Origin of the sequence: Nocardia transvalensis NBRC 15921, assembly GCF_000308875.1 — a bacterium.
In the GTDB taxonomy this organism is placed as follows: domain Bacteria; phylum Actinomycetota; class Actinomycetes; order Mycobacteriales; family Mycobacteriaceae; genus Nocardia; species Nocardia transvalensis.
The window spans coordinates 16617-40377 of record NZ_BAGL01000058.1 but is presented as its reverse complement, the minus strand read 5'-3'; the positions used below and the strand labels follow the sequence as shown (position 1 = coordinate 40377).

Annotated in this window: 27 protein-coding genes; 15 read left to right on the top strand and 12 right to left on the bottom strand. The window is 71.4% G+C overall.

Annotated features, from left to right (window positions below; all coding sequences use genetic code 11):
• Positions 1-5 precede the first annotated feature (5 nt).
• Positions 6-455: a nitroreductase/quinone reductase family protein gene (locus ON41_RS19345; RefSeq protein ID WP_040749160.1), complete on the bottom strand. Its 450-nt coding sequence runs from the start codon at positions 453-455 to the stop codon at positions 6-8.
• A 125-nt stretch (positions 456-580) separates the two neighbouring features.
• Positions 581-1159 (bottom strand): TetR/AcrR family transcriptional regulator, encoded by a 579-nt coding sequence (locus ON41_RS19340; protein WP_040749089.1) that lies wholly within the window; start codon positions 1157-1159, stop codon positions 581-583.
• 133 nt (positions 1160-1292) lie between these two features.
• On the opposite strand from ON41_RS19340, the gene ON41_RS19335 reads away from it, so the two are divergent.
• The gene (locus ON41_RS19335) at positions 1293-2048 is read left to right on the top strand and encodes an alpha/beta fold hydrolase (protein WP_051161910.1); all 756 of its coding nucleotides are present in this window, start codon (positions 1293-1295) and stop codon (positions 2046-2048) included.
• Here the strand turns inward: ON41_RS19335 and ON41_RS19330 are convergent.
• Positions 1987-6525 carry a cation-translocating P-type ATPase gene (locus tag ON41_RS19330; protein ID WP_157185540.1) on the bottom strand — a complete coding sequence of 1513 codons (4539 nt, stop codon included), beginning with the start codon at positions 6523-6525 and terminating at the stop codon, positions 1987-1989. The two genes, ON41_RS19335 and ON41_RS19330, sit on opposite strands and share 62 nt — an antisense overlap.
• A gap of 175 nt (positions 6526-6700) precedes the next feature.
• Between ON41_RS19330 and ON41_RS42730 the strand changes: the two genes are divergently transcribed.
• The 7 genes from ON41_RS42730 to ON41_RS19295 all read left to right on the top strand — a co-directional run bounded on the left by ON41_RS42730 (position 6701) and on the right by ON41_RS19295 (position 11444).
• Entirely contained in the window at positions 6701-7003 is a 303-nt protein-coding gene (locus ON41_RS42730; RefSeq protein WP_040749088.1) for a hypothetical protein, read from the top strand.
• The gene (locus ON41_RS42290; protein ID WP_051161906.1) at positions 7000-7563 is read left to right on the top strand and encodes a nucleotidyltransferase; all 564 of its coding nucleotides are present in this window, start codon (positions 7000-7002) and stop codon (positions 7561-7563) included. The genes ON41_RS42730 and ON41_RS42290 overlap by 4 nt, the downstream gene beginning before the upstream one ends.
• Complete coding sequence (locus ON41_RS42285) at positions 7563-7814, top strand: BON domain-containing protein (protein ID WP_040749087.1); 252 nt, start codon at positions 7563-7565, stop codon at positions 7812-7814. Before ON41_RS42290 ends, ON41_RS42285 begins: the two co-directional genes overlap by 1 nt.
• Before the next feature lie 24 nt (positions 7815-7838).
• Positions 7839-8582 carry a metallophosphoesterase family protein gene (locus tag ON41_RS19310; RefSeq protein ID WP_040749156.1) on the top strand — a complete coding sequence of 248 codons (744 nt, stop codon included), beginning with the start codon at positions 7839-7841 and terminating at the stop codon, positions 8580-8582.
• Positions 8583-8609: 27 nt separating this feature from the next.
• Complete coding sequence (locus ON41_RS19305; protein ID WP_040749086.1) at positions 8610-9026, top strand: hypothetical protein; 417 nt, start codon at positions 8610-8612, stop codon at positions 9024-9026.
• Between the two features lie 25 nt (positions 9027-9051).
• Positions 9052-9588, top strand: a complete 537-nt coding sequence (locus ON41_RS19300; protein WP_051161904.1) for a DUF6328 family protein — start codon at positions 9052-9054, stop codon at positions 9586-9588.
• A gap of 62 nt (positions 9589-9650) precedes the next feature.
• Positions 9651-11444 (top strand): thiamine pyrophosphate-requiring protein, encoded by a 1794-nt coding sequence (locus tag ON41_RS19295; RefSeq protein WP_040749085.1) that lies wholly within the window; start codon positions 9651-9653, stop codon positions 11442-11444.
• Here the strand turns inward: ON41_RS19295 and ON41_RS19290 are convergent.
• The gene (locus ON41_RS19290) at positions 11441-11932 is read right to left on the bottom strand and encodes a MarR family winged helix-turn-helix transcriptional regulator (protein WP_040749084.1); all 492 of its coding nucleotides are present in this window, start codon (positions 11930-11932) and stop codon (positions 11441-11443) included. The two genes, ON41_RS19295 and ON41_RS19290, sit on opposite strands and share 4 nt — an antisense overlap.
• 91 nt (positions 11933-12023) lie before the next feature.
• Here ON41_RS19290 and ON41_RS19285 point away from each other — a divergent pair, with 91 nt between their 5' ends.
• From ON41_RS19285 to ON41_RS19270, 4 genes are read left to right on the top strand one after another with little or no spacing between them, the layout of a single operon-like run.
• Positions 12024-12446, top strand: coding sequence for a Rid family hydrolase (locus tag ON41_RS19285; RefSeq protein WP_040749083.1), 423 nt, complete (start codon positions 12024-12026; stop codon positions 12444-12446).
• A 50-nt stretch (positions 12447-12496) separates the two neighbouring features.
• Positions 12497-12970 carry a MarR family winged helix-turn-helix transcriptional regulator gene (locus tag ON41_RS19280; RefSeq protein ID WP_040749082.1) on the top strand — a complete coding sequence of 158 codons (474 nt, stop codon included), beginning with the start codon at positions 12497-12499 and terminating at the stop codon, positions 12968-12970.
• On the top strand, positions 12967-13770 hold the full coding sequence (locus ON41_RS19275; RefSeq protein ID WP_040749081.1) for an ABC transporter ATP-binding protein: 804 nt from the start codon (positions 12967-12969) through the stop codon (positions 13768-13770). The genes ON41_RS19280 and ON41_RS19275 overlap by 4 nt, the downstream gene beginning before the upstream one ends.
• Complete coding sequence (locus ON41_RS19270; protein WP_040749080.1) at positions 13730-14572, top strand: ABC transporter permease; 843 nt, start codon at positions 13730-13732, stop codon at positions 14570-14572. Before ON41_RS19275 ends, ON41_RS19270 begins: the two co-directional genes overlap by 41 nt.
• Here ON41_RS19270 and ON41_RS42725 read toward each other — a convergent pair.
• Positions 14562-14978, bottom strand: coding sequence for a hypothetical protein (locus ON41_RS42725; protein WP_218003510.1), 417 nt, complete (start codon positions 14976-14978; stop codon positions 14562-14564). The genes ON41_RS19270 and ON41_RS42725 overlap by 11 nt on opposite strands.
• A gap of 129 nt (positions 14979-15107) precedes the next feature.
• The gene (locus ON41_RS19260) at positions 15108-15797 is read right to left on the bottom strand and encodes a class I SAM-dependent methyltransferase (protein ID WP_174411335.1); all 690 of its coding nucleotides are present in this window, start codon (positions 15795-15797) and stop codon (positions 15108-15110) included.
• Positions 15798-15844: 47 nt separating this feature from the next.
• Here ON41_RS19260 and ON41_RS19255 point away from each other — a divergent pair, with 47 nt between their 5' ends.
• Positions 15845-16261: a MarR family winged helix-turn-helix transcriptional regulator gene (locus ON41_RS19255; RefSeq protein WP_040749078.1), complete on the top strand. Its 417-nt coding sequence runs from the start codon at positions 15845-15847 to the stop codon at positions 16259-16261.
• Positions 16262-16400: 139 nt separating this feature from the next.
• On the opposite strand, the gene ON41_RS19250 is transcribed toward ON41_RS19255, so the two are convergent.
• From ON41_RS19250 to ON41_RS19230, 5 genes are all read right to left on the bottom strand, one after another.
• Positions 16401-17120 (bottom strand): aspartate racemase/maleate isomerase family protein, encoded by a 720-nt coding sequence (locus tag ON41_RS19250; protein ID WP_157185539.1) that lies wholly within the window; start codon positions 17118-17120, stop codon positions 16401-16403.
• 10 nt (positions 17121-17130) lie between these two features.
• Complete coding sequence (locus tag ON41_RS19245; protein ID WP_157185538.1) at positions 17131-17766, bottom strand: hypothetical protein; 636 nt, start codon at positions 17764-17766, stop codon at positions 17131-17133.
• Between the two features lie 201 nt (positions 17767-17967).
• Positions 17968-18219, bottom strand: coding sequence for a hypothetical protein (locus ON41_RS19240; protein ID WP_157185537.1), 252 nt, complete (start codon positions 18217-18219; stop codon positions 17968-17970).
• Between the two features lie 171 nt (positions 18220-18390).
• Positions 18391-19200 (bottom strand): SAM-dependent methyltransferase, encoded by an 810-nt coding sequence (locus ON41_RS19235; RefSeq protein WP_040749075.1) that lies wholly within the window; start codon positions 19198-19200, stop codon positions 18391-18393.
• A gap of 97 nt (positions 19201-19297) precedes the next feature.
• Positions 19298-20824, bottom strand: coding sequence for an MFS transporter (locus tag ON41_RS19230; RefSeq protein ID WP_040749074.1), 1527 nt, complete (start codon positions 20822-20824; stop codon positions 19298-19300).
• Between the two features lie 104 nt (positions 20825-20928).
• Between ON41_RS19230 and ON41_RS19225 the strand changes: the two genes are divergently transcribed.
• Together ON41_RS19225 and ON41_RS19220 are read left to right on the top strand one after the other, a co-directional pair.
• Positions 20929-21561, top strand: a complete 633-nt coding sequence (locus tag ON41_RS19225) for a TetR/AcrR family transcriptional regulator (RefSeq protein ID WP_040749073.1) — start codon at positions 20929-20931, stop codon at positions 21559-21561.
• Between the two features lie 90 nt (positions 21562-21651).
• Positions 21652-23052 carry a class I adenylate-forming enzyme family protein gene (locus ON41_RS19220; RefSeq protein ID WP_040749072.1) on the top strand — a complete coding sequence of 467 codons (1401 nt, stop codon included), beginning with the start codon at positions 21652-21654 and terminating at the stop codon, positions 23050-23052.
• Positions 23053-23085: 33 nt separating this feature from the next.
• Here ON41_RS19220 and ON41_RS19215 read toward each other — a convergent pair whose 3' ends face one another.
• Positions 23086-23739: a TetR/AcrR family transcriptional regulator gene (locus ON41_RS19215; protein ID WP_040749071.1), complete on the bottom strand. Its 654-nt coding sequence runs from the start codon at positions 23737-23739 to the stop codon at positions 23086-23088.
• Positions 23740-23761 lie beyond the last annotated feature (22 nt).

The following is a 23761-nucleotide window of genomic DNA, read 5'->3' as shown; positions in this document are numbered from 1 at the left end:
GGGTATCAGGCGGATTCGACGCGGAACACCGCGATCCGGTCGGCGGCCGCCGCGACGGCCTCGGGGGTCGGTTCGGTGACCAGCCCGCTGGAGACGAACAGGCGGCCCACCCGGGCCGGGCTGTTCTCGATGTGCTCGCGCAGCAGGGGACGGCGTTCCTCGACCGGCACGTCGACCAGGCGGACCGTCGACTTCCGGCGGCCGTGGGCGAGTTCGGCGGTTTCGGCGTTGCGCGCGTTGGCCACCCACGCGGCGCGCGGGTGCGCCTGGACGATGTAGCGCCCGCCCGCTATCGGCACGACGGCGATGGGCGCCGTCCGGGGCTTGCCGCTGCGGCGGCCGGGCACGGTGAGCAGGTAGATCGGGCCGACGGCGATCCCGATCCGTTGCAGCAGAACGACGATCGCGTTGAGCCGGTTGACCCGGCGCCGGTATCGCTGCGTCTTCTCGTCCACGTCGTGTCCTCCCACCTCGCGTGCACCGGGATCGATTCCGGCCGACCGCACATATGGTCCGCGCCGCGGGCCGATATGTACAGCGCACGAACGGCCGGCCGGTGCGCCCCAGGCATTTCCGAGCGTCAGGCCGGCTGCCGCAGTCCGGAGACGAGCAGCCCGACCAGATGCCGGGCGTCGTAGCGAAGATTCCTTCCCGCGCCCGCGCAGAGTCCGCCGATGCCGCGCATGAGTTCGTAGGCGTCCTGCCCGGCCGCGATCTCGCCGGAATCGGCTGCGGCGTCGAGTAATTCGCCGCACACCGGCACGAGCCGCTCGAGAAAGTACGAGTGCAGGGGATCGAAGCACGGGTCGTCGGATTGCAGCACGGTGGCCAGGCCCTGCTTGGTGGCCACGAAATCGACGAAGAGGTCGACCCATCGCCGGAGTGCGGCGTAGGGCGTCGGCCCCTCCGCCAGCAGCGCCGGACCGGCCGCGGCGAGCGCCTCCACCTGATGGCGGTAGACGGCGACGATGAGGTCCGCCCGGGTGGGGAAGTGCCGGTAGATCGTGGCCGTGCCGACCCCCGCCGCGGTCGCGATATCGCGGATCGGCGCCTCCACGCCGGAGGTGACGAAGACCGCGGCGGCCGCGTCGAGCAGGGCCTCCTCGTTGCGCCGCGCATCCGCGCGTTTGCGTTTGGCGCCCGCGTCGCCGTCGTTCACGACAGTCCTCTCCTCGCCCTCGCGTTGATAAACGGGACAGTGTCCCGTATCTTCAAGTGGGACGGCGTCCCGTTTGAACATCATGCCAGATCAGGGGCATCGTGGGCGGAACGCGCGAACGGAGCGGGATTTCATGGCGACATATCTGCTGGTACACGGCGCCTGGCACAGCGGCCGGGCCTGGGATCGAGTGGCGCCGCTGCTGGCGGCCGCCGGGCATCGGGTGTTCGCGCCGTCGCTGACCGGCTACGGCGACAAACTGGCGCTGCTCGGCCCCGAGGTGGGACTGGAGACGCACGTCGACGATATCGCCGGGCTGATCGCCGCCGAGGACCTCACCGAGGTGGTGCTCGTCGGCCACAGCTATGCCGGGCTGGTCGTGTCCGCCGTGGCGAATCGGATCCCGGAGCGGATCACGCAGGTGATCTACCTCGACGCGATGGTCCCGCGGGACGGCGAGAACGCCGTCGACGTGATGCCCGTGAGCCAGGCCCTGATCGACGCGGCCCGCGCCGGCGGCGGGTGGCGGATCCCGCCGCTGCCCGAAATGCCCGCGCCCCAGGGACTTTTCGGCGTCACCGACCCGGCCGACATCGCCTGGCTGCGCACGATCCTCTCGGATCAGCCGGTGCTCTGCCTGCAACAGCGCGTCCGCCTGGACAACCCCGCCGCGGACGCGACCCCCCGTGCGCACATCCACTGCACCGAGGGCCGCCCGGAGGGGTTCGCCCGCCGCCCGGTCCCCGCCGTCCAGCCCAACGGAACCCCTTCTCGCGTCCGCGAATTGCCGACCGGCCACGACTGCATGATCACCATGCCGAGGGAACTCACCGAACTCCTGCTCGAACTCGCTGCTCGCTGCGGCGATCCGGTGACGTCCGTGTCGTAGCGCCGTTCTCTTCCGGAGTGTCCGCATCCACGGAATTGCCTGTCGCGGAGGCGGTTTCGAGCGCGGGTTCGCCGCTACCCCAGCGGCCGAGAACGGTGGCCACACCCGAGGCGGTGGCGGCGATCGTCCAGCCGACCGGGCCCAGCGGGCGGCAGCCGAAGTAGGTGCACAGGCCGGGCGTCATCACGATCGCGACGAGCGCGCCCGCGCTGGCGGTGGTGGTGACCCAGACCAGCGGGCTGCGGTGGCCGGCGGCCAGCGTCTGGCCCAGCTGGGTGCCGATGAGGGTGACGAGCCCGACGGTGGCCGCGCGCCGCGGGGTTCCGGTGTAGCGCGCGACCGTCCAGGCGGCGGTCGTGGCTGCGGTCGTCGTCACGCCGCGGCGGGCGATGACGCGCAACAGATCCGCGCCCAGATCCGCCGGCGGCCGCGCGGCGAGTTCGGCGGCCAGCGCCTCGGCCCGCCGGTCGTCGTCACCGGAGGCGGCGGTATCGAGGGCCGGATCGGGCGCGAGCGCGACCGCCATCGCCGGGAACATATCGGTGAGCATGTTGACCAGCAGGAACTGTCGCGTTCCCAGCGGCGCGCGGCCCGTGACCGCGGTGCCCAGCACCGTGAACGCCAGCTCACCGGCATTGCCGCCGACGAGCACGCCCACCGCGTCGGTGACCCGCCGCCACATGCTGCGCCCCTCGGTCAGCGCGGCGAGCAGCGCCAGCGGATCGGGATCGGTGAGCACCAGATCGGCGGCGTTGCGGGCGGCGGTCGACCCGCGGGCGGCCAGCCCGATGCCGATATCGGCGGTGCGGATCGCGGCCGCGTCGTTGCCGCCGTCGCCCGCCATCGCCACGACGTGTCCCGACCGTTGCAGCGCGGCCACGATATCGACCTTCTGCCGCGGGCTCACCCGGGCGAAAACCGTACTGCGCTCGATGAGTTCGGTCCGGGCGTCGCTGTCGAGCGCCTCCAGGTCGGCGCCGGTGGTGGCGGCGTCGGCGTCGATGCCGAGCTGCCGCGCGATCGCCGCGGCGGTGATCGGGTGGTCGCCGGTGATGATGCGGACGCCGATATCGTTGTGCCGCAACGCCGAGACCAGCGGGCGGGCCTGCGAGCGCGGCGTATCGGCCAGGCCGAGGAATCCCAGCAGCGTCAGCCGCTCCACGGCGCCCTCGATATCGTCCGGCGCCGCGCGCAGATCCCGGCGCGCGACGACCAGCACCCGCAATCCCTGCTGGGCCAGCTCGTCGATCATCTCGGTGGCGACGCGGTGGTCGACCTCGGACATCTCGAGCTCGCCCGATTCGGGGCCGTCCGCCGGGGCGCGCACCCGGGTGCAGCGCGGCAGCAGCACCTCCGGCGCGCCCTTGACCATGAGGCGCAGATGCCGGGCGGTGTTCCCGACCGCGGCGGCGTATCCGCGATTGGATTCGAACGGCACCTCGTCCAGCGCGTCCCAGGTGCGCTCGGCGAGCAGATGCTCGTCGGCGGCGTCGAGGACCGCGCGGTCGGTGGCGTGCACGACGGGCCCGTCCGGATCGGGGCAGGCGCGGGCGGCGGCGCGCAGCAGCGGCTGGGCGTCGGGATCCGTGGGATCCCACTGCCCGTGCAGCGTCGCCAGCGCGGCGAGGCTCAGCCGGCCGTGCGTGAGGGTGCCGGTCTTGTCGAAGCAGACGGTGTCGACGCGGCCGAGCGCCTCGACCGTGCGGCTGGTGCGCACCAGCACTCCGCGCCGGGTCAGGCGCCGCGCGGCGGCGAGCTGCGCGACCGTGGCGACCAGCGGCAGCCCCTCGGGCACCACCGCGGTCGCGACGGCGACGCCGTCGGCGATGGCCGCGCGCAGCGGGCGGGCGCGCAACCAGCCCAGCGCGGTCACCACGGAGCCGCCCGCGATGGTCAGCGGCAGGGCCCGCTCGGTCAGGTGCCGCAGTTGTGCCTGTACCCCACCGTGTTCCGGCGGCGCGGCGCCGGCCGCCGCGCGCCGCGCCTCGGTGTCCGCGCCGACGGCGACCACGACGGCGGCCGCCCAGCCGTTGACCACGGTGCTGCCCTCGTAGACCATGCCGTAGCGGGCGCTCAGGTCGGCGCCGGGCGTCGCGGCGGTGGATTTCTCGACGGTGACCGATTCGCCGGTGAGCGCGGATTCGTCCATCTCGAGATCCTCCGCGCGCAGCAGCCGGCCGTCGGCGGGGACGACATCGCCGGTCCGCAGCGTCACGGTGTCGCCCGGACGCAGCTGATCGGCATCGATGAGGGTCTCCTCGACGGCGTCGGCCGCGGCGGACACCTGCGCGCGGGGTATCCGGCGCGCGGTGAGCGTCTCCTCGCGCAACAGGTGGCGCAGCGCTCCCTCGGCGCGCTGCCGCTGCGCCGCCGACGCGACGGCATTGACCGCGAGCACCGAGCCGACCAGGACGGCGTCGGTGGGAGAGCCGAGAATCGCCGACGCCGTGGCGCCGACGCCGAGCACCGGAGTGAGCGGATCGGCCAGCTCCCGGCGCACGTGCGAGGTGAACCGCACCGCGGGCGCCAGCGGCCGGGAAGCGAAGGCGTACAGCGAGTTCCGCTGAGGTGCGAGCGGTTCGGGCGTGCCGGGTTCGGGGAGCCGGGCCAGGACGTCGCGGGGTTCCAGGGCATGCCAGGGGAGTAGCGAGGCGGCCGCGTCGACAGGCGCCGAGGTCGCGGCCCGCCAGGCCGCGACGGCGCCCGAGCCGAGTCCGACCAGCTGGGCCGCGGTGACCGGAACCTGGTCGCGGGCGCGCCGCGACCCGGTGGCCAGCAGCAGCCCGCCCAGCGAACACGCCGACAGCGCCAGCACCCGCCCGCGCGCGCTGGCCTGCCGCGCGGGCGCGATCGTCGCGAGGACGCGGCTCACCTGACCCAGGTCGGTGCAGAGGGCGTCCGCGGACCACGGCACGTGCTCGACGCCGTCCGGGCCCGCGGCGGTGATCCCGATCCCGGCGTCGGCGCTCGCCAGGGCCGCGGCGGCCCGCGCGGACAGCACGGCGACACCGTGGCCCCCGTGCTGCAGCCGCCGCACGAGGTCGCGGGCGTCCTCGGTGGCGGGGACGAATTCGTCCGCCAGGGCCCGTAATTCGGCGCTGTCGCGGTCGCCGGTGAGGACGACGCGCAGTCCCGCGTCGCGCGCCGCGGACAGCAGCGCCGGGGCCCGCCCGTCGACCTCGCGGCCGACGAGGACCCGGCCGACGGCCCGCCCGGACCGGCGCACCTCGTGCCAGCGCGGCACGCCCGCCGAGTCGCCGGGTTCGGGATGCAACGCGTAGCCGTTCGACGCCGACGGTGCGGAATCGTCGTCCGAGGACTCCGGTAGCAGCAGATGCTGTGCGGCGCTCCACAATTCGGCGCGGGAGCACTCGCCGTCGGGTTCGGCGTCCAGGACCACCGCCTGCGGCCCGAGCAGGACGGCCCCGTCTACGACGAGGGCGCTGATCCGATCCATCCGCCGCCACACCCCAGGGTCGACGGTCAGCACCCCGGCCGCCGCGAGTGTCGTCGCGGCCAGTGCCGCATAGCTTTCCCGGGTCGTGCGGGCGGCCTTGGGCGCGCCGAGCGCCAGCGCCGAGGCGGCCTCGGCGACGCCCGCACCGGCCACGGCGGTGATCGTGCCCGCGAGCGATCCGGTGGCGGCCTCGGCGGCGCTACGCTCGACCGGGCCGCCGGGCAGATCGGCCGGGCGGTCGTCGCCGGGGAGCGGTTCGGTGATCTCGGCGGTCGTCGCCGGCCGGGATTCCCAGGCCCGCCACCGCGCGTACCGGGTGGTGGCCTCGACCAGCAACACCGTCCGCAGGCCGGCGTCGGCGAGCAGATTCGCGGGGCTCTCGCCGGCCGCCTGGCCGACCGCGTTGGCCGTCGCCAGCAACAGATCCGCGCGGGCGCGCCCGACCCGCCGCTCCACGAGATCGCGCAGGCGGGGCTGCGACTCGGCCAGCGCCGTCACCGCCTGGAACAGCCCGACCGGCGCGCGGCGCGGCAGCAGCGTGCCCGCGGCGGCCAGCGGCGCGGCGGCGAGGTCGGTCACGAGGGCCACACCGGCCGCGAGCGCCGGCTCCAGATCCGCGGGATGCGTTGCCGTCGGATCCCATTCGGCCTCCGCGACGCCGGCGGCGCGCTCACCCGCGGCGACCGCCTCGACCACACGCCCTCGATCGGCCTGCGCGTCGACCGTGATCTCCGTATGGCCCGTCGCGGCATTGAACCGCCACCCGCGCACACCGGCCGTCTCCCGCAGGCGCTCGCGGACGGCCGCGGCGATCCGCGCGCTGTCCGCGGAGGCCAGCCCGCGCACCTCCACGTGCAGGCGGGTCCCCACCGCGGAGATGCGCCGGCTCCGGCGCAGCCCGGGATCGAGCAGCGTGCGCAGATCGCGCCCCACCTGGGGCGCGAGTTCGGCGACGGCGTCCAGCCCCGCGGCCGCGCCGTGCAGCGCCCGGGAGGTCACTCCGAACGCGAATCCGATCATCCACTCCACCTCCGGATCGTCGGTCGGTCGTCTGGGCCGGACTACCCGTGCGGTCGGGCGGTAATCGCCGGGCGGCGCGGGAGCCACCCACCGGATTGGACGGCGCGAAGCCGGGTAGTACGAGCGCAGTACCGAGGATCGAACCGTGCACGCACGACATCGGGAGGTGCACACCATGACCGAATCCGGTACCCACGGCTCGCCCGCGACGGGGCGAGTCACGAACGACCGATGGCCCTTGTCCACCGGTCCCGGTGGCGCCGGTCGCCGGTCCGCCGGCAGCGGCTACGACAGCACCCGGATCGGCCTCTGCCTACTCGCCGTGGTCGGGCTGGTGCTGCTGCTGACCAACGCGGGCTGGCTGGTCGCCGCCGGTGCCGTCGTCGCGGCCGTCGCCCTGGCCGGGCTGGCGTGGACCGCCGTCGACCGGCGGCGCACCCGCACGGCCCGCGACCGGGAGCCCGGGCGGGCGCCGTGACGGCCACGATCGAGGACCTGCTGCGGGCGCTCACCCGCGCGGCCAACAGCCTCGCCGCCGAGGGCGTCCGGTTCGCGGTGGCGGGCGGCTGCGCGGTGTACGCGCGCGGCGGTCCCGCGTCCGACCACGACGTGGATCTGTTCATCAAACCCGCCGATATCGATCGTGCCCGGCACGCGCTGTCGCACAATGGTTTACGTCTCGCCGAACCGGCCGAGAACTGGCTGACCAAGGCCTACGACGGCGCCACGCTGATCGATCTGATCCATCGGCCCAACAACCGGGAGGTGACCGACGAGATCCTGGACCGCGCCGAGGAGATGCGCGTCGGTCCCACCGTGGCGCCGGTGGTCAGCGCCACCGACCTGCTGACCGACAAGATGCTGGTGTTCGACGCCCACCGCCTCGATTTCGCACCGCTCCTGCACATCGCGCGCGACCTGCGCGAACAGGTCGATTGGCCCCAGGTCCGCGCGAATACCGCCCATTCGCCGTACGCGCGGGCGTTCACCGGACTACTCGCCGATCTCGGCATCGTCGAGAGGGAAGGAGCGTCGTGATGGACCAGCCGCAATACGTCGTCGCCCACCTGCGCCGGGCGCTCGCCGAGGACCCCCGCACGGCCGAACTCGGCGTGCACGTCACCATCCGCGGCGCGGTCGTCGTCCTGGACGGCGAGGTGACCAGCGCCGACTGCAAGCAACAGATGGAAACGGTTGTGCGCGAACAGCTTCCGCAGGCCGAGATACACAACGACGTGCGCGTGAGGACCCCGATCGCGCCCACCGGCAGCGAACACCTGCCGACCTGACACATCCACTGGGAGGTGATCCGCATGCGTATCGCCGCGGTCGGAGACGTCCATCTGGGCGCCGGCTCGGCCGGCGACTACCGGCCCGCGCTGCGCGACCTGCACCGCGACGCCGACGTCCTGCTGCTGGCCGGTGATCTGACCCGCTGGGGCACGGCGGCCGAGGGGCAGGTCGTCGCCGACGAATTCGCCGATCTGGGCATTCCGGTGGTGGCGGTGCTCGGCAATCACGACTATCACAGTGACGAGGCCCGCGAGATCGGGGACGTGCTGACCCGGCGGGGGATCGTCGTCCTGGAGGGCTCCGCCGCCACCCTCACCCTCGGCGGCCGGACGCTCGGCATCGCCGGCACCAAGGGTTTCGGCGGCGGGTTCGCGGGTAAGTGCGCCAGTGCCTTCGGCGAACCGATCATGCGCGAATTCGCCCAGCACACAATCGCTCTCGCCGACGGGCTGCGCAGCGCCCTCGCGAGCCTGGACACGGATGTGACGGTGGCGCTCACGCACTATTCGCCGATCAGCGACACCCTGCACGGCGAACCGCCCGAGATCCATCCGTTCCTGGGCTCGTATCTGCTGGGCGAGGCGATCGACGAGCACGAGGTGGACCTCGCGCTGCACGGCCACGCGCACGCCGGCACCGAACGCGGGACGACACCCGGCGGCGTCCGCGTGCGCAACGTCGCCCAGCCCGTCATCCGCACCGCCTACGCCGTGTACGAGATCGAACCCGCACAGGACGCGCGGCAGGTGTCGGCCGCGGTGTAACCGACGATCCGAAGGGAGTGAGCGGAGATGACCGATCCGGACGGAACCTGGGATCCGCCGCAGGACACCGACGGACCGGATGCCGTCGAGAGCGATGCGGCGGCGTTGACCAGCGCCGAGGACCTCGACGAGGACAGCCTCCACACCGACCCGCTGGACGCGGGCATGGATCCGCCCGAACGATGGTCGGGCGCCACCGAATACGGCACGACCCCGTGGGAGCAGGCGCATCCGCGCGACCTGGGCGACCGCCTGGACGAGGAGGAGCCGGACATCGGTGCACCGTCCCCTGCGGAACAGGCGGAGGAGGACATCGCGGAGGAGGGGCTGCCCGTCACCGAGACCGACCTGCCCGGTGACTACGAGCGCACCCTGGGCATCTCCGCCGATATCGCGGGTGGCTCCGTGACCGAGAGCATCCGCGACCCCGAGGAGCCGGAATGAGCCACCCGCCCGGAGGCGCACGGCGATGACCGACGGTGAGCGCGCCGCCTCGGACGTTCCCACGGATCGCGGCACACCGATCCGGCACCGGCGCGAACACGGAGAGACCCCCAGCGAGCAGCTGGACCGCAACCTGTCGGCGCTGCTCCAGGAACTACGCGTGGTGCAGACGGGTGTGCAGCTGCTCACCGGTTTCCTGCTGACGCTGCCGTTCCAGCCCCGCTTCGCCGCGCTGCCGCCCGCGATGCACGCCGTGTATCTGGTGGTGGTGTCCGCGTCCATCGCCGCGACGGTCTTCCTGACCGCGCCGGTCGCCTCCCACCGGCTGCTGTTCCGCCGGCACCGACTGGAGAACGTGGTGCGCACCGCCCATCACTTCGCCCTGACCGGCCTGGCGCTGCTCGGGGTCGCGCTCACCGGGGTGGCGGTCCTGATCTTCGACACCATGGAGGGTCCCGTCGCCGGTGGCGTGGCGGGCGGCGTCGCCGCCGGACTGTTCCTCATCGTCTGGATGGCGCACCCCTGGTGGCAGCGCAGGCGCGCCGACCGCCGCCCCGGGTGATTCGACCACGGCATGCCGGGTACGCGCCGGTCGGAAGGACCAGCGACCGGACGGAGAGCCAGATGGCACAGCAAGTCGGGGACTACATCCTGCAGCGGCTACGCGAGTGGGGTGTCACTCGCGTCTTCGGATATCCCGGTGACGGGATCAACGGCCTGGTCGCGGCGTTCGGACGTGCCGACGACGAGCCCGCGTTCATCCAGGCCCGGCACGAGGAGATGGCCGCGTTCGAAGCGGTCGGGTACGCCAAATTCAGTGGCCGGGTCGGCGTGTGCACGGCGACCTCGGGCCCGGGCGCGATCCACCTGCTGAACGGGCTGTACGACGCGAAGCTCGATCATGTCCCGGTGGTGGCGATCGTCGGCCAGACCGCGCGCAGCGCGATGGGCGGCAGCTATCAGCAGGAGGTCGATCTGCAGAGCCTGTTCAAGGATGTGGCCAGCGAGTATCTGGTCGAGGTGAACGTGCCCGAGCAACTGCCCAACGCCCTCGACCGGGCGTTCCGGGTGGCCTACGCGCGGCGTGCGCCGACGGCGATCATCGTCCCGGCCGATCTGCAGGAAGAACGGTACGAGCCGCCGTCGCACGAGTTCAAGCAGGTGCCGTCCAGCCCGCCGCAGTTCCCGCGGGTCACGGTCGTGCCGGAACGCGACGGTATCGCGCGCGCCGCGGAGGTCCTGAACGCGGGGGAGCGGGTCGCGATCCTGGCCGGTCAGGGTGCGCGCGGGGCGGCCGAGGAGGTCACCCGGCTCGCCGAGATCACCGGTGCGGGCGTGGCGAAGGCGTTGCTGGGCAAGGACGTTCTGCCTGACGACCTGCCGTATGTGACCGGGTGTATCGGCCTGCTGGGCACCCGCCCGAGCTACGAGCTGATGCGCGACTGCGACACCCTGCTGATCGTGGGCTCGAATTTCCCCTATTCCCAGTTCCTTCCGGAGTTCGGCCAGGCCCGCGCCGTCCAGATCGATATCGACGGCGCGCTGATCGGCATGCGGTATCCCACCGAGGTCAATCTGGTGGGCGACGCGAAATCCACTCTGGCGGAACTTGTTCCGTTGCTGGAACGCAAGAGCGACCGGAGCTGGCGGGATACGATCGAGTCGAACGTCGCGCGCTGGTGGGAGGCGGTGGAGCGGCAGTCGATGCTGGCCGCGAAGCCGGTGAATCCGATGCGGGTGGTGTGGGAGCTGTCGGAGAAGATCCCCGAGAACGCCATCGTGACAGCGGATTCCGGCTCCTCCACCAACTGGTACGCGCGCTGCCTGCGGATACGCGGCGATATGCGCGGCTCGCTGTCGGGCACGCTGGCCACCATGGGGCCGGGTGTGCCGTACGCGATCGGCGCGAAGTTCGCCCACCCGGACCGCCCCGCGATCGCGCTGGTCGGTGACGGCGCGATGCAGATGAACGGCCTCGCGGAACTGCTGACGATCACCCGCTACCGCGACCGGTGGACCGATCCGCGGCTGGTGGTGTGCGTCTTCCACAACAACGATCTCAACCAGGTCACCTGGGAGCTGCGGTCGATGGGCGGAGCGCCGAAATTCGAAGAGTCCCAATCACTTCCGGAGACCTCCTACGCCGCGACCGCCCGCGCGTTCGGCGTCGACGCGATCGAGGTCGACGACCCCGACGACCTCCCCGGCGCATGGGAACGGGCCTTGTCGGCTGACCGCCCCGTCCTGCTCGACGTGCGCTGCGATCCGGAGGTCCCCCCGATCCCGCCGCACGCCACCTGGGAGCAGATGAAATCCACCGCCGAAGCGGTCCTGCGTGGCGACCCCGACGCCTGGCATCTCATCACCCAGGGCCTGAAAACCAAAGTCCAGGAATTCGTTCCGAGCCGCCGCGACTAGGCCAGATCCTCCGGGCGCACCCGGAGCTTGGCGGCGATGCGGGCCAGGGCCCGGCGGTCGGCGGCCGTCAACGGGTCGAGGACGAACTGCCGCACCGCGCGCACGTGCGTGGGCGCGGCGGCGGCGACCACGTCGAATCCGGAGTCGGTGAGCGCGGCGACGGTGTAGCGGCCGTCGCTCGGATCGGGCGAGCGCTCCACCCAGCCGCGCTGCTCGAATCGCTTGACCACGTTGGACAATCGCGACAGCGACCCGTTGGCCAGGTAGGCCAGCTCGCTCATGCGCAGGCGGCGGTCCGGGGCCTCCGAGATCTGGCTGAGGGCCAGGTATTCGAACAGCGTCAGGCCGGTCTCCCGCTGCAACGGTGATTCCAGCCGCCCGGGCAGCAACAGGATCAGGGAGGCCATGCCGGTCCAGGCCTCCTTCTCGTCCGGAGTCAGCCACAGCCCCTCGTAAGGGGTGTCCTCGCCGGGATCCGTGGTCGCCATGGCGGCATGATACCGAGCGCCCGTGACTTCACGCATGAAGTAAAGGGTGCTACGTTGACTTCACGTGTGAAGTCAACCGAGAGGATCACCCATGAGTACGCCGGAATTCTTCGTCACGCCCGGTTACGGCGAGACGATGCTGGCCGATCTGCACTACCACCAGGCCCTCAGGATCGGCGACCGCGTCGAGATCTCGGGCCAGGGTGGCTGGACCGACGATCTGGAATTTCCCGAGGACCTGGAGACGGAGATCGTGCGGGCGTTCGACAACGTCGAGCGCACCCTTGCCACGGCCGGCGCCACGTGGCGCGATGTCGTCGCCGTGCACTCCTATCACGTGCCCGACTCCGCCGATTTCATCGGCGAGGTTCCCACCCGCGTCATGGTGGAGCAGTTCCGCAAGCGCATGGGCGAGCGCGCGCCGATCTGGACCCAGCTCGGCGTGGCGGCCCTCGGGGCGCCGAAGATGCGCGTCGAAATCCGCGTCACCGCCGTTCTCGGGCAGGCCGCCTGATTTCCGGCGGTCTCTTCATTTAGCTCTGGTGCAGAGGTATTCTCGGTGGCATGACGACGGCACCCGAGAACGCGGAGCTGGTCGGCGGGCTGCTGAGCTCGTTCGGCCGGTTCCGGCGGCAGGTGGCGCGGATCGCGGGGCGGTCGTTCGACCGGACCGGGGTGAGCGCCGGGCAGGCGGAGTTCCTGCGCCTGGTCGGCCGTAATCCGGGCATCTCGGTGAAGGCGGCCGCCGCCGAACTGGGGTTGGCGCCCAACAGCGTGTCGACGCTGGTCACGGCCCTGGCGAAGGCGGAACTGCTGATCCGCGAATCGGATCCGGGCGACCGGCGGGTGATGCGGCTGAGCCTGCCGGCCGCCGTTCAGCGCACGGTCGACGAAACCCGCAGGCGGCGGCACGGTCTCGTCGGCGCGGCGCTGGCGGAGCTGACCGCGGCCGAGCGCGACGAGCTGGTCCGCGGGCTGGCGGTCGTCGACAAGCTGACCGGAATCCTGCACGAGTACGAGACGGGGGAGCGCCCATGACGGCGATCGAGTGTGTCGGCCTGACCCACCGCTACGGCGAGCACGTCGTGGTCGACCACCTGGACCTGAGGGTCGAGCGCGGCGAGATCTTCGGCCTGCTCGGCCCGAACGGCGCCGGGAAGACCACCACCATCCGGCTGCTGACCACGCTCGTGCCGGTGCGCGAGGGCACGGTTCGGGTGTTCGGATTCGAGGCCGGCCGCCGCGATACCGATATCCGCTACAACCTCGGCTATGTGCCGCAACAACTCTCGATCGAGGGCACGCTGACCGGACGGCAGAACGTGGCCTGGTTCGCGCGACTGTTCGACGTGCCGCGCAAGGAGCGCGCGCGACGGGTCGAGGAGGCGCTGGCCGCGATGGATCTGCTCGACGTCGCCGACCGGCTCGCCGCGAGCTACTCCGGCGGTATGGTGCGCCGGCTGGAACTGGCGCAGGCGCTGGTCAACCGGCCCGCGCTGCTGATACTCGACGAACCGACCGTCGGCCTGGACCCCATCGCCCGCGACAGCGTCTGGGACCGGGTGCGCGACCTGCGTGACCGGTTCGGCACCACGGTGCTGCTCACCACCCACTACATGGCCGAGGCCGACGCCCTGTGCGACCGGATCGCCCTGCTGCACAAGGGAAAACTGCGCGCGGCCGGAACCCCGGCGGACCTGAAGGCCACGCTCGGCGCCGGCGCCACGCTCGAGGACGTGTTCCGCCACCACGCCGGCGCCGACCTCGGTGCGGAGACGACGGAGGGAGGGTTGCGCGGTGTCCGAAGCACACGCAGGACCGCTCAGCGCGCCGGCTGACCACCCGGCGCTGCGGCTCGCGCCGCACGGGGTGGGGCGCTGGGTCGCACTCGGTTCGCGCATCGGCACCTTCGCGCTGGTCGAGTTGCAGAAATTGCGGCACGACCGCACCGAACTCGTCACTCGCGCGGTGCAACCCGCGTTGTGGCTGCTGATCTTCGGCACCACCTTCGCGCGGCTGCACACCATCCCCAGCGGCGGCATGCCCTACCTGGATTTCCTGGCGCCCGGCATCATCGCCCAGTCGGCGCTGTTCATCGCGATCTTCTACGGGATCCAGCTGATCTGGGACCGCGAGGCCGGAATCCTCACCAAGCTGATGGTCACTCCCACGCCGCGGTCGGCCCTCATCACGGGCAAATGCTTTGCGGCGGGCGTCCGTTCGGTGGCGCAGGTGCTGATCATCGTGGCGCTGGCGCTCGCGATGGGCGTGCACATGACGATCAATCCGCTGAAGCTGTTCGGCGCGGTGGTCGCCGTCGTCCTGGGCGCGTCGTTCTTCGCCTGCCTGTCGATGACGATCGCCGGGCTGGTGATCTCGCGCGACCGCCTGATGGGGATCGGGCAGGCGATCACCATGCCGCTGTTCTTCGCCTCCAACGCGCTGTACCCCATCGATGCCATGCCCGGCTGGCTGCGGGCGATCGGTCACGTCAACCCGCTCAGCTACGAGGTCGACCTGCTGCGCGGGCTGCTCGTCGGCGGCAGCTACCGGCTCTGGCCGGATCTGGGGGTGCTGGTGGCGGCGGCGGTCATCGGAATCGTCTGTGCCTCTTCGCTGCTCGGGCGTCTCACGCGGTAGCGACCCGGCGCGCGGCGCGAGCTCGCCGGTGGGGCAGCACGAACATGTACACGCCGGTACCCAGCAGCGACGCGAGGGGGAGCAGCGGCAGGTAGGACACCCACACGATCGGATCCTCGGGCGCGAGCGCGACGACGGTGGCCAGTACGGTCACGACGAACACGACGGCCGACCAGCGATGAAGCCGCCGCGCACCACCCCCGACGATCCGCGAGTCCGCGCCGCCGCCGCGCCGCACGAGCATGACCAGACCGGACAGCGCCAGCACTGCCAGCGGGAACAGCGGCAGATAGGCCAGCCACTGCGGACCGCTCAGCGCGAGACCGGCGACGGTGACGACGAGCGTCGCGACGAAGGTGACGGCCAGCGCTCGGTGCAGCCGCCGCACCCGGGTGTTCCAGTTCATCGAATCCTCCTCGGAATGGGGTGGATCCGACGCTAGCGACGGGCCGGTACCTGCGGCTTCTCGATTCCTGACCGGTTGTCGGGCCGGGCGGCGCGCCCCGCGCCGTCGTGGAGCGGGGCGCGCTCCGCGTCAGGCCAGGTGCGCCGACAGCAGCCAGGCCGGGGCGGACTTGCGGCCCTTGGCCTCGTCGCGGATATCGATCCGGCCGGCGAAGTCCTCGAAGTTCCCGAGGTTGTCCGGGAAGTTGGCGTGGATCCGCGCGGGCCGGATCTCGTCGATGGCCCAGTATTTGCCCACCACCTCGCGCAGTTCCTCCTCGTCCACCGGGTTGACCGGACCCGGGGGCATGCTGCCGCGGGCGAAGACGAGCACGAAGTAGGACGCGCCCGGCGCCGCGGCCCGCGCGATCGATTCCTGATAGCCCGCCCGCAGTTCGACCGGCATCGAGTGGAACAGGGTGCTGTCGACGATGGTGCCGAAACGGCCGTCGTAGCCGGTGAACGAGCTGATGTCGGCGACCTCGAAGCTCACGCCGGTGATGCCGCGCGCGGCGGCCGCGGCGCGGGCGAGGTCGATCGCGGTGGGGGACAGGTCCAGGCCGACGGTCGTGAAACCCCGTTCGGCGAGATAGAGGGAGGTCTCGGCCTCGCCGCAACCGGCGTCGAGGACCTCTCCGTGGAACTTGCCCGCATCGATGAGTGCGGCGATCTCGGGCTGGGGTTCTCCGATACTCCACGGTGGCCGGACGCCCTGCCCGAGTTCGGGGGCTTCGCCCCGGTAGGCGGATTCGAACATCTCATCACTCGAAGGACTCGTCATGTTCCCATTGTATGTAAACCAGGTTGATATATGTCAATATAATCACCATGGAAGGATTCGAGGACAAGCCCCTCGGCTACCTTCTGCACCGGGTTGCGGCGGCGTTGCGCGCCGAGGTGGCCGCCACCGTGCTCGAACCGCGGGAGCTGGCGTTCCCCGAGTACCTCTGCATGCGCATGCTGTCCCAGTCCCCGGGGACGTCCAACGCCCAGCTGGCGCGCGCCGCGGGCGTCTCGCCGCAGGCGATGAACAAGGTGATTCGAGGGTTGCAGGAGCGGGGCCTGGTGACGCGTCCCGCCAGCGTGCCGTCGGGGCGGTCGCTGCCGGCCACGCTGACCCGCGAGGGCCTGGGCATGCTCGACCGCATCGATCCGGAGGTGCTGGCGGCCGAGCGGCGGGTGCTCGCCGCGCTCGGCGAGAAGGATCGGCGGGAGTTGCGGCGGCTGCTCGCCGCGGTCTGCTAGGGGCGCGCCGGGCCCCGGCGGCGTACCGAGTCGAGCACACCGTTGTGATCGGCGGTCGGCGCGCCGACCGGGGTACTCCCGGATTCGTTGCCGACCCCGCGGCGGACAGTACCCGGTGGGCAAACCGTGACCTCCGATCTCAGTGGGGCCCTGTCAGATCCGCCGCGGCACGCAGGGTCACCTGGGTCGCGGTGAGTACCGGGCACCCCGCGGCGCGATCGAGTTCCTCGGTGAGGCGGCTGGTGTGCAAGGCCGTCTCGGGCAGCAGCATCGCCTCCGCGTCCGGATGCGCGGCCCGCCGCACGAGATCCAGGATCCGCTCCGGCGGCCAGGCCGCCAATTCCCGATCCGAGCCCGCGTTCGCGTCGACGCGGGCGACCACCTCGGCCCCCGCCTCCCGCACCCGCGCGACGAAATGATCCGACACCTCGGGGTGATACACCGAGGCGAGCGACACCCGGCGCAGATTCCGGTCGCTGATCGCCTGCTGGAAGGCCGCCGTCGTGCTGGTGGCGGGGCGTCCGGTGACGCGGCGGAGGGTGCGCAGCTGTTCGTCGACGCCGCCCGGCCCGTCCAGGAAACTCGAGCTGGTGACGGCGAAGGCCACCGCGTCGACGTGCCGCCCGGCCAGCGCATCGGGCACCACCCGCTCGAGGTGCGCCGCCGACCCCAGCCGCCGCAACGCGTCCATCACCTGCTCGACGGTCAGCGTCGCGAGATCGTCCACGTCGCCGGGCCACGGGATGTAGACGACGGCGAGATCCAGCGCGGGTTCGAAACGCCTTGCGAGGTCGACGAAGTCGTCCTCCCCCGAGTCCCGGGTCGGATACAGCAGCCCTACGCGCGGTGGTCCTCCCATGGACCGCATGCTAAGCGATGGGCGTCGCCGAGCGGCAGTAGTCGGCCGGCCGGCGGGAACGACCGCCGCCGTCACACAATTCGCGCCGGTACAGCGCGCGCAGCTCGGTCTCGATCGAGACCGCGGTGAGCCCGCCGCGATGCAGCCGGTCGACCGCCACGTAGGTGGTGAAGGAGTGCTCGTGCTCGATCACCCCGAAACCGAAGCAGTCCCAGTGCAGGGCGTCCGGAACGCTCGTCCGCACCATCTCGCCGATCCCCGCGCCGGTGACATCCCAGCGAACCGTGGCGACCAGCTCGACGTCGTCGGGATCGAGCATGTGGCGCACCACGCGGTCGTCGGGTTCGACGCTCAGCCAGCTGCGGAACATGTCGTGCCGGCGGACCAGCGCGGTGACGGCCCTGGTCATGGCCGCGATCCGCGGATACCCGTCGATGTCGAACTCCACCACGTGCAGGCGGCCGTGCGGGCAGTTGGTGCCGGCCAGCCGGTGGGTGGCGCGCATGTAGCGCTGCTGCCAGCTCGGCACGGGCCCGGCGCAGACCGGCGCCCGCAGCATCGCCGCCCGGGCGGACGGCAGGACGGTCCAGGTGGTGAGCCTGCCGGCGCGCGGGCGCCACACATCGTTCCATCCGAGATCGACCACGGTGTCCCTCGCTTCGCCCGAATCGGCCACTGTCCCAGGTGTGCCCACCGGTAAACTACGTCGGCAACCGCCGCGCAATCCATGGTCGGCGGCGAATCCTGTGATCTTCACCAAGAATCGCGGATCAGGGCTGGTCGGAATGCTAAACGACCACAAACCGCACGGTCGTTCCAGCCGTGGGAAGGCGCCGCCCGTCCGGCGCTAGGACGACCACCGGGATTCGGCGGGCCGGGTGGTCGCGGACCCGTCGTCGCGCGCACGCGCCGACCTCGCGGCGAGCGCGTGCGGCACCGCCCCGAGCCCGGCGCCGAGCAGCGCGCAGGACACGATCCCCGCGACGAACGCCGGCATTCCGATCGTGGCCGCCGCGGAGGTCGCCACCCCGAGGACGAGCCCGAACACCACCACCGCACCGGCGGCCCCGATCAGCACCGCGGCAAACCTCTTGCTCATGGTCAATCCCCTTGCCGGACAGAGAGAACCGGCGCGACCCGATAACGGCCCATGGTGAGCGCCTCCCCCCGATCAGGAGACCGCCGCGCAAAAACATAGTGACGGTTCGGTCCGCTTCTACGCCAGCACCGAGCGGGCGATTCGGCAATTCGAGGACCAAAGTCCCTAAGCTCAACTCAAGCGGAGCCCCACGGCGCCGACGTAGTTGGCCCGCCGTGCCTCCTCGTCGGTGATGGGGTCCGCCGGCCGCCACGCGCCGACCGGGACGATGCCCGGCTCCAGCAGCACATAGCCGGTCAGCAGTTTGGCGACGTCGTCGACGGTGCCGAAACCCGCGCCGGGCGTATTCGTCCGGCGCATGACCGCCAGCACCTGCTCCTGCTCCTCCAGGCTCAGCGTCAGCCCGACGGCGTGCGAGATGCCCATCGCGCTGCCCGCGCAGCACGCGTCGCGATAGGCGGCGGTCAGCTCCTTCGGATCGACGTCCTCGAGCAGGTCGAGGACCGCCATGGCCAGAATGCCCACGGGCCGGTCGAAATCGATCAGATCGGCCACGCCGTCCGCCGCCAGGACGCTGTCGACATCGCGGAAGTCGGCCCAGGTCATGGTGACTCGGGGTTCGTCCTCGAGGACACGGGCGGCGTACTCGACGGCGATCGGCTCCCGCTCGACGTAGGCGATGCGGGCATCCGGGTTGTGCCGTAACGCGATCTCGTGCGGACTGCCGACCGTCGGCGCCCCGGACCCCAGATCCAGGAACTGATCGATACCGCGCTCGCACATGGCGGCGACGGCCCGGCCGACGAATGCCCGGTTCGCCTGGGCCCAGGCGCGGCTGCCGGGCATCCCGTCGGGTATCGCGTCCGCGGCCTCCCGGTCGATCTCGAAATTGGCGCCCCCGCCCAGGACGTAGTCGTACATCCGGGCGATGCTGGGCGTCTCCATATCGATCGTGTCGTCCAACCGATAGCGCGGATCCATGCCGCCTCCCTCGAATTCACCTGTCGGCAAACCACTTCGAACAGCGCCGCGCGCGGTGAGCCGGTCGTGCCGCAGCACCGGCGGGCGAGCCCCCAGGTTACCCGGAGGTAGGCGATGACGCGGCCGCTCGGCGGCCCGGGGCCCAGAATCCGAGGACGATCGCGACCCCGATCGTGAACAGTCCCAGCACGAGACAGGACTGGCGCAGGCCGTGGACGAAGGCGGTTTCGGCGAATTCGGCCAGGGGCGCGGCCTGCGGTCCCATGTGCTCGGTGACCTGCAGCGCGCTCGCGAGCGAACTGGATACCGGATCGCGGACCGCCTCCGGCAGCATGGGCAGCGCCGCGGCGATGTGGTGACTGTATCCGGCGGCGAGAATGCTTCCGGCGAGCGCGATTCCGACCGCGGCGCCGACCTCGCGGGCCGCATCGTTCACCGCGGCGGCGACCCCGTGCTTGTCGGCGGGGACGCCCTCCACGATGGCGGCGGTGGCGGGCGCCGCCGACAGGCCCAGCCCGACGCTCATGATCAGCAGCGGCCACAGCACGTCCACGAAGGTGCTGCCCGCCGTGAGATGGGCCAGCGACAGCACGCCCGCGCCGACGATCGCGAGACCCGACGTCGTGATCAGGCGCAGCCCGAACCGCTGCGCCAGCCAGGGCGCCACGAGCGACAGCGCGATCATCGGAACGATCATGGGCGCCATGGCCAGCGCCGACATCAGCGGCCGGTAGCCGAGGATGAGCTGGAAGAACTGCACGATCAGCATGAACAGGCCGAACGAGACGAGGAACTGGACCGCGACCGAGATCGTCCCGACGCTGAATCCCCGCTCGGCGAACAGCCGCACATCGAGCAGCGGGTGTGTGGCGCGCCGCTCCAGGACCACGAAGACCGCGCCTGCCGCCACGCCGGCGAGGGCCATCACGAGGACGGCCGGATCGGTCCACCCCCGTTGCGGCGCCTCCAGCACCGCGACGGTGACCAGCCCGATAGCGGTGGCGCCCGACACGGCGCCCCACGGGTCGAACGGCGGTCGCGACGAATCCGACGATTCGGGAATCGTGTACGCGGCGACCGCCAGGACGACTCCGGCGATCGTCATCGCGAGCATGATCGAGATCCACGACCAGCGCGCCATCAGCAGGCCCGAGCCCAGAATGCCGAGAACCGCTCCGCCGCCGACGGTTCCGGCCCAGATGCCGATGGCGACGCTGCGCCGGTCTTCGGGCAGTCCGGAGGTCAGGATCGACAGCGTGGAGGGCATGACCGCCGCGGCCCCCGCACCGGCCACGGACCGCGCCACGATCAGCCACACCGGCCCGTCCACGACGAGCGGCGCCGCCGAGGCGAGGGCGAAGACGGTCAGGCCGCCGATCAGCATCAGCCGCCGTCCGTAGCGGTCGCCGAGGGCGCCGGCGGGCAGGACCAGGCAGGCCAGCGCGAGGGTGTACCCGTCGATGACCCAGGTCAGCTGGGACTGGGTGGCCCCGGTGTCGGCGGCGATCTCGGGCAGCGCGGTGTAGAGCGCGGCCATGGACGCCACGACGAGGGCCACCGCCAGGCTGGACACCGCCACCACCCACCGCAGCCGGCGCGGCACTGCTGTCACGGTCGTGGTCATAGGGCCCTCTCCCGAAGAAACGAAACTAGCAGTATCGCTACGCTACAAGAAGTAGCATAAGTTGGGTTCGTGCAATAGAGCTCCCGAAGGGGAATCCTGCGTTCATGACCACGACCAGCGCCGCCCGTGGACCGCATCGCGTCGAGGAGACCGACCCGCGCCGGGTCCGCTCCCGCGCCCGGCTGCTCGACGCCGCCGCGGAACTGCTGAGATCCGGTGGGCTGGAATCGATCACCGTCGACGCGGTGACCCGCGCGTCCGGCGTCGCCCGGACCACGCTGTACCGGCACTTCGACAATGTGGTGCAGTTGCGCGCCGCGACCCTTGAGCATCTGCTGCCGCCGGTGGTCGAGGCGCCGCGTACGGGCACGCTGCGCGAGCGCCTCATCGAACTGCTCGGCAGGCAGGCGGACGTGATCAACGGCGCCCCACTGCATCTGGCGACGCTGGCCTGGCTGGCGACGGGGGAGCGCGACGAGGCCGGCGCCGAGGCGGGATCGCTGCGGCAGCGGTTCATCGACAACTACCGGCGGCCGTTCGACGAGCTGTTCGGCGGCGCCGACGCGCGCGCGATACTCGGTGACCGCGATCTGGCGGCCGTGCTGGCCCAGCTCGTCGGCCCGTTGGTCTTCGTGCGGCTCACCGGGATCGGGCATGCGACACGGGCCGACTGCGCCCGGATCGTCGACGATTTCCTGGCGGCGCGCGCGGCCCGCGACGGCGCGCCGGGCCGCTGACCGGCCCCGCGATCGCCTGCGACACTCTGTGCGGTATGTGTATTCTGCCATAGTGAGAACCATATTCTCCTCAACGGATGGGAGTGGGCGATGACCGTGCGGACCGAACCCGTCGTCCTCGCCTTCGAGGAGGACGTCTACACGCTCGGCGAGCTCGAGCGGCTCGCCGCCGGGCTGGCCGGGGAACTCGACGGCCGCGGCGTGCGGGCGGGGGACCGGGTGGCGCTGATGTCGTCGAACCGGCCGGAGTTCGTCGTCGCGGTGCTGGCGATCTGGCGGCTGGGCGCGGCGGCCGTGCTCATCAGCCCGGCGTGGAAACGGGCCGAGGCCGAGCACGCGCTGCGGATCACCGCGCCGGTGGCCGGGGTCGGCGATCATCCGGTGCTGGCCGACCTGCTGCCGACGCGGCACCTCGACGAGCCGATCACGCCCTCGGGCCGGGAGTTTCCGCGGCCCGATCCGGAGTCGGACGCCGTCCTCGTATTCAGTTCGGGCACAACCGGATTGCCCAAGGCCGTCCGGCACACCCACGCATCGATCGGCGTCTCGGTGCGGCAGTGGCGGGAGGTGCTGGACCTGACCTCCTACGACCGGTTGCAGATCGTCACGCCGCCCTCGCACATCCTCGGCCTGCTCAATATCGTCACCATTCTGGAGGCGGGCGCCTGGATGCGGTTGCACCGCCGGTTCGACCTCGAGCGCATGCTGCGGTGTATCGAACGGGACGGGATCACGGTGGAGATGGCAGTGGCGCCGATCGCGCTGGCCCTCGCCCGGTATCCGGATCTCGAGCGCTACGACCTGTCGTCACTGCGCTACATCATGTGGGGCGCGACGCCGGTGACCGCGAGCATCGCCGAAACCGTCACTCGCCGTACCGGAGTCGCGTGGCTGCCCGCCTACGGCGCCACCGAACTTCCCGTCATCGCGTGCAGCCCGATCGATGGGCCGCGCCTGGACAGCGTCGGCCGCGCGGCGCCGGGTGTCACCCTGCGGGTGGTCTCGCCCGAGATCGGGGAACCGGCCGGACCCGGCGAGACCGGGGAGATCCAGGCGCGCTCGGCATCGCTGATGGCCGGCTATCTCCCGGACGAGGCGACCGCGACGGCATTCGACGACGGCTGGTACCGGACCGGTGACGTGGGCTCCATCGACGCCGACGGCTGGATCCGGCTCACCGACCGGCTCAAGGAGATGATCAAGGTGCGCGGTTTCCAGGTCGCGCCCGCCGAGATCGAGGCTGTGTTGTACGCGCATCCGGCCGTCGCGGACTGCGCGGTGTTCGGGGTCGCGGATCCTGCCGACGGGGAAGCGATCGTCGCGGCGGTGTCGACCGCCGGTCAGGTATCGGCCGACGAGCTGATCGCGCTGGTCGGTGAGCGGCTGGCTACCTACAAGCGGCCGAGCCGGGTGGTATTCGTCCCGGAGATCCCACGCCTGCCGTCGGGAAAAGTGTTGCGCCGCATACTGGCCGAGCGTTACGGGGCCTGAGGTGGCGGAGCCTTTACTCCGAGAACACTATTCTCATTTCCCGGCGAATCCGCGCGCGCAGAAGTTCCAGACCTCGGTGGCGGTAAGCGGATTCTGGGTCAATTCGTTCGTGCTGCCGGAGGACTGGGCGGTGAACATCACCGTCTGCATCACCATCGCCGCCGTGCGGTGCGGATCGACGTCCGCGCGCACCTGACCGGCCTGCGCCGCCTGCTCCATCAGCTCGCTGAACAGGGCCAGCAGCGGCGCGTGCGCGACCTTCACCTGCGCCGGATGCGAGACCAGCAGCTGCGGGGCGAAGTCGGTGAACAGCGGGCGCTGCGCGGCCGGATCGGGGCGGCACAGCTCGAACAGCAGCTCGACGGTCACCTGCAGCTTGTCGATCGGCTTCTTCTTGCCGTCGGCCGCCGCGCGCAACTGTTCGGCGGTGCGGTTGAGGGCATCCTCGAACAGGGCGAGCAGCAACTCGTGCTTACCGTCGAATTGCAGGTAGAAGCTGCGCAGCGACTGGCGCGACCGGTCGACGACCTCCTGCACGGTGAAGTCGGTAGTGCCCTTCTCGGTGATGATGGCCTGCGCGGCGTCGAGGAATTTCTGCACGCGTTGTTCGGCCCGCCGTTTCGCGGTCCGCAACGAGCGCTCGACGGCACGCTGCTTCCAGGCGGGCTCTTCGCTCGGACTGGTCACAGGCGCCACGGTCCTCGGTCAC

Bases quoted from the DNA above. Each gene is read 5' to 3' on its own strand.
- ON41_RS19335 (WP_051161910.1), top strand. From the start codon at position 1,293: ATGGCGACATATCTGCTGGTACACGGCGCCTGGCACAGCGGCCGGGCC.
- ON41_RS19330 (WP_157185540.1), bottom strand. From the start codon at position 6,525: ATGATCGGATTCGCGTTCGGAGTGACCTCCCGGGCGCTGCACGGCGCG.
- ON41_RS42730 (WP_040749088.1), top strand. From the start codon at position 6,701: ATGACCGAATCCGGTACCCACGGCTCGCCCGCGACGGGGCGAGTCACG.
- ON41_RS42285 (WP_040749087.1), top strand. From the start codon at position 7,563: ATGGACCAGCCGCAATACGTCGTCGCCCACCTGCGCCGGGCGCTCGCC.
- ON41_RS19310 (WP_040749156.1), top strand. From the start codon at position 7,839: ATGCGTATCGCCGCGGTCGGAGACGTCCATCTGGGCGCCGGCTCGGCC.
- ON41_RS19305 (WP_040749086.1), top strand. From the start codon at position 8,610: ATGACCGATCCGGACGGAACCTGGGATCCGCCGCAGGACACCGACGGA.
- ON41_RS19300 (WP_051161904.1), top strand. From the start codon at position 9,052: ATGACCGACGGTGAGCGCGCCGCCTCGGACGTTCCCACGGATCGCGGC.
- ON41_RS19295 (WP_040749085.1), top strand. From the start codon at position 9,651: ATGGCACAGCAAGTCGGGGACTACATCCTGCAGCGGCTACGCGAGTGG.
- ON41_RS19290 (WP_040749084.1), bottom strand. From the start codon at position 11,932: ATGGCGACCACGGATCCCGGCGAGGACACCCCTTACGAGGGGCTGTGG.
- ON41_RS19285 (WP_040749083.1), top strand. From the start codon at position 12,024: ATGAGTACGCCGGAATTCTTCGTCACGCCCGGTTACGGCGAGACGATG.
- ON41_RS19280 (WP_040749082.1), top strand. From the start codon at position 12,497: ATGACGACGGCACCCGAGAACGCGGAGCTGGTCGGCGGGCTGCTGAGC.
- ON41_RS19275 (WP_040749081.1), top strand. From the start codon at position 12,967: ATGACGGCGATCGAGTGTGTCGGCCTGACCCACCGCTACGGCGAGCAC.
- ON41_RS42725 (WP_218003510.1), bottom strand. From the start codon at position 14,978: ATGAACTGGAACACCCGGGTGCGGCGGCTGCACCGAGCGCTGGCCGTC.
- ON41_RS19260 (WP_174411335.1), bottom strand. From the start codon at position 15,797: ATGACGAGTCCTTCGAGTGATGAGATGTTCGAATCCGCCTACCGGGGC.
- ON41_RS19255 (WP_040749078.1), top strand. From the start codon at position 15,845: ATGGAAGGATTCGAGGACAAGCCCCTCGGCTACCTTCTGCACCGGGTT.
- ON41_RS19250 (WP_157185539.1), bottom strand. From the start codon at position 17,120: ATGGGAGGACCACCGCGCGTAGGGCTGCTGTATCCGACCCGGGACTCG.
- ON41_RS19240 (WP_157185537.1), bottom strand. From the start codon at position 18,219: ATGAGCAAGAGGTTTGCCGCGGTGCTGATCGGGGCCGCCGGTGCGGTG.
- ON41_RS19235 (WP_040749075.1), bottom strand. From the start codon at position 19,200: ATGGATCCGCGCTATCGGTTGGACGACACGATCGATATGGAGACGCCC.
- ON41_RS19230 (WP_040749074.1), bottom strand. From the start codon at position 20,824: ATGACCACGACCGTGACAGCAGTGCCGCGCCGGCTGCGGTGGGTGGTG.
- ON41_RS19225 (WP_040749073.1), top strand. From the start codon at position 20,929: ATGACCACGACCAGCGCCGCCCGTGGACCGCATCGCGTCGAGGAGACC.
- ON41_RS19220 (WP_040749072.1), top strand. From the start codon at position 21,652: ATGACCGTGCGGACCGAACCCGTCGTCCTCGCCTTCGAGGAGGACGTC.